The organism is Streptomyces sp. E11-3, from assembly GCF_046540415.1.
Classification (GTDB): domain Bacteria; phylum Actinomycetota; class Actinomycetes; order Streptomycetales; family Streptomycetaceae; genus Streptomyces.
In genome coordinates, this window is sequence record NZ_JAZGRL010000064.1 from 1 (window position 1) to 3,022 (window position 3,022).

Annotated in this window: 2 protein-coding genes; one reads left to right on the forward strand and one right to left on the reverse strand. The window is 70.6% G+C overall.

Translation table 11 applies throughout. From position 1 onward, the window contains the following. Positions 1-547: 547 nt before the first annotated feature. Complete coding sequence (locus U9R90_RS34960; protein WP_411061417.1) at positions 548-886, reverse strand: chorismate mutase; 339 nt, start codon at positions 884-886, stop codon at positions 548-550. Positions 887-1,386: 500 nt separating this feature from the next. On the opposite strand from U9R90_RS34960, the gene guaA reads away from it, so the two are divergent. Next, positions 1,387-2,970, forward strand: a complete 1,584-nt coding sequence (guaA, locus tag U9R90_RS34965; protein WP_411061419.1) for a glutamine-hydrolyzing GMP synthase — start codon at positions 1,387-1,389, stop codon at positions 2,968-2,970. Positions 2,971-3,022 lie beyond the last annotated feature (52 nt).

Below are 3,022 nucleotides of genomic sequence, written 5' to 3' on the forward strand. Positions count from 1 at the left end.
GGGGGGAAGCGCCGCTGGTGCGTGGGCCGATGGTCGGCGCCGCCCCGGCGCACTGGGGGCGCGTCGGTGGTTTCGACCAATGGCAATCAAGTTGTACGTAGCGGGACTTGGGCGCCGCTTAAGGCATCGTGCTGGATGAGCCGCGGACTGCGCAACCGTTTCGGCGGGTGTTGGCAGGCCCTTCCCGTGTCGGTCCCAGGAGTGGGTGGAGCTGACCGCCGGTCGGCTCCGGGCGTCCCCGGAACCGACCGTCTTTCTCAAGGTGACCGGGCTGCTGTCCCCTGCCGTCCGGTCACGCTCTGGAGCGAGGTCCCACGACGTTCGGTACGAGCCACGAGCTCGGGCCGCACGTCTCATCGCTCCAGCGAAGCCACGCGTGGTTCTTTCGGGCCCGCCCCTGGATGACACGGACACCCGGACCAACGAAGCCCGTCGGGGCGCGGTCACGGCGCCGTACGGGTGAGAAGGGGGCGAACGTGGGTGCGCGGGATGCCCGTACGGGCGGGACCGGGGTGTGCGTACGGGGCGGACTCGCCTGCGGCCCGGCTCAGACCCGGCCTCGGCAGAGTTCCAGCAGCGTCATCGCGAGCGCCGTGCCCGGCTTGCCGAGCGCGTCCCGGTAGTGGCCGAGGACGTCCATCTCGCGGGAGAGGTTCACACGGCGGCCGCCGGACGCGATCCGGGACTGCTGGATCACCGCCGAGACGGCCATCCGTTCCTGGACCAGGCCGATGATCCGGTCGTCCAGCGCGTCGATGCGGTCGCGGGCGTCGGTGATCAGGGACGCGGCGTCCTCGGTTCGGGCGCCGGTCTGCTCGGTGGCCGTCTTGCCGGTGGCGGTCTTGTTGGTGGTGGTCTTGCCGGCGAGGGTCTTCGTCGCGGTCATGGTGGGGCTCCTCCTACGTAGGTCCCGTGGAGGCCCTGGAGCGACCAGACCCGGGAGGAAACGACAGGCGCCCCGGGCCTTGTCGGCCCGGGGCGCCTGGGAAGTCGCTTGTCAGTGGATCAAGCAGCACGACCATGGCAGCCGGTGGGCCGGTTGCCATAGGTAAACGCGAAGATCTCGCGGCGCAGGTGCTTGGTCACGGGGACAGTATGACCCCACGGCCGCCCGCCCGGTCAACGCGGGACGGCCGACGGTTCGGATCGTGAGACGAGGGACCGCTGCCCGGTCCTGTCGGGAGGACCACCGCCGGGCCCTTTCGGGAGGACCACCGCCCGGCCCTGTCGGGAGGACCACCGCCCGGCCCTGTCGGGAGGACCACCGCCCGGCCCTGTCAGATGGGACGAGGGACCACTCGCGAGCCCCGTTAGAATCGACAAGGAGAGACCCCCTCAGGACCCTCAGATCCAGACCCACCGCCGGAAGGCCACGCAGTGCCAGCAGTGTCATCAGGTTCCCCCGCTGCCGCCCCAGACACCGTGCTGGTCGTCGACTTCGGTGCGCAGTACGCCCAGCTCATCGCCCGACGTGTGCGTGAGGCCCGGGTCTACAGCGAGATCGTCCCGAGCACCATGCCGGTCGCCGAGATGCTCGCCAAGAACCCCGCGGCGATCATCCTCTCCGGCGGCCCCTCCTCCGTGTACGCGGAGCACGCCCCCCGCCTGGACCGCGCGCTCTTCGAGGCCGGCGTCCCGGTCTTCGGTATGTGCTACGGCTTCCAGCTCATGGCCACCACGCTCGGCGGCACCGTCGACAACACGGGCGCGCGGGAGTACGGCCGTACTCCCCTGCACGTCTCCAAGTCCGGCTCGACCCTCTTCGAGGGCACCCCGGACGAGCAGTCCGTCTGGATGTCGCACGGCGACGCCTGCTCCGCCGCGCCCGAGGGCTTCACCGTCACCGCGTCCACGGACGTCGTCCCGGTCGCGGCCTTCGAGAACGACGAGAAGAAGCTGTACGGCGTGCAGTACCACCCCGAGGTGATGCACTCCACGCACGGCCAGCAGGTCCTTGAGCACTTCCTGTACCGCGGCGCGGGCCTCACCCCCTCCTGGACCACCACCAACGTGGTGGAGGAGCAGGTCGGGCTCATCCGCGAGCAGGTCGGCTCCAAGCGCGCGATCTGCGGGCTCTCCGGCGGCGTGGACTCCGCCGTCGCCGCCGCCCTCGTCCAGAAGGCCATCGGCTCCCAGCTGACCTGCGTGTACGTCGACCACGGACTGATGCGCAAGGGTGAGACCGAGCAGGTCGAGAAGGACTTCGTCGCGGCCACCGGCGTACAGCTGAAGGTCGTCGACGCCTCCGAGCGCTTCCTGAACGCCCTCGCCGGGGTCTCCGACCCCGAGGAGAAGCGGAAGATCATCGGCCGCGAGTTCATCCGGGTCTTCGAGCAGGCCCAGGCCGAGATCGTCGCCGAGGCGGCGGGCGGCGAGCCGGTCTCCTTCCTGGTGCAGGGCACCCTCTACCCGGACGTCGTCGAGTCCGGCGGCGGTACGGGCACGGCGAACATCAAGTCCCACCACAACGTGGGCGGCCTCCCCGAGGACCTCGAGTTCGAACTCGTCGAGCCGCTGCGCAAGCTGTTCAAGGACGAGGTCCGGATGGTCGGCCAGGAGCTCGGCCTGCCGGACGAGATCGTCCAGCGCCAGCCCTTCCCCGGCCCCGGCCTCGGCATCCGCATCGTCGGCGAGGTCACCCGCGAGCGCCTGGACCTGCTCCGCGAGGCCGACGCCATCGCCCGCGAGGAGCTCACCGCGGCCGGTCTCGACCGCGAGATCTGGCAGTGCCCCGTGGTGCTGCTTGCGGACGTCCGCTCGGTGGGCGTCCAAGGCGACGGCCGTACGTACGGCCACCCGATCGTGCTGCGCCCGGTCTCCTCCGAGGACGCGATGACGGCGGACTGGACGCGGATGCCGTACGACGTACTGGCGCGTATCTCGACCCGGATCACCAACGAGGTCGCCGACGTGAACCGCGTCGTACTCGACGTGACGAGCAAGCCGCCGGGGACCATCGAGTGGGAGTGACCTCCCCCTGAACCCCCGCGTGCGCGTACCCCCGCGTGCGCGTACCCCCGCG

Excerpts from the sequence above, each read along its gene's own strand:
- U9R90_RS34960 (WP_411061417.1), bottom strand. The coding sequence starts at position 886 with ATGACCGCGACGAAGACCCTCGCCGGCAAGACCACCACCAACAAGACC.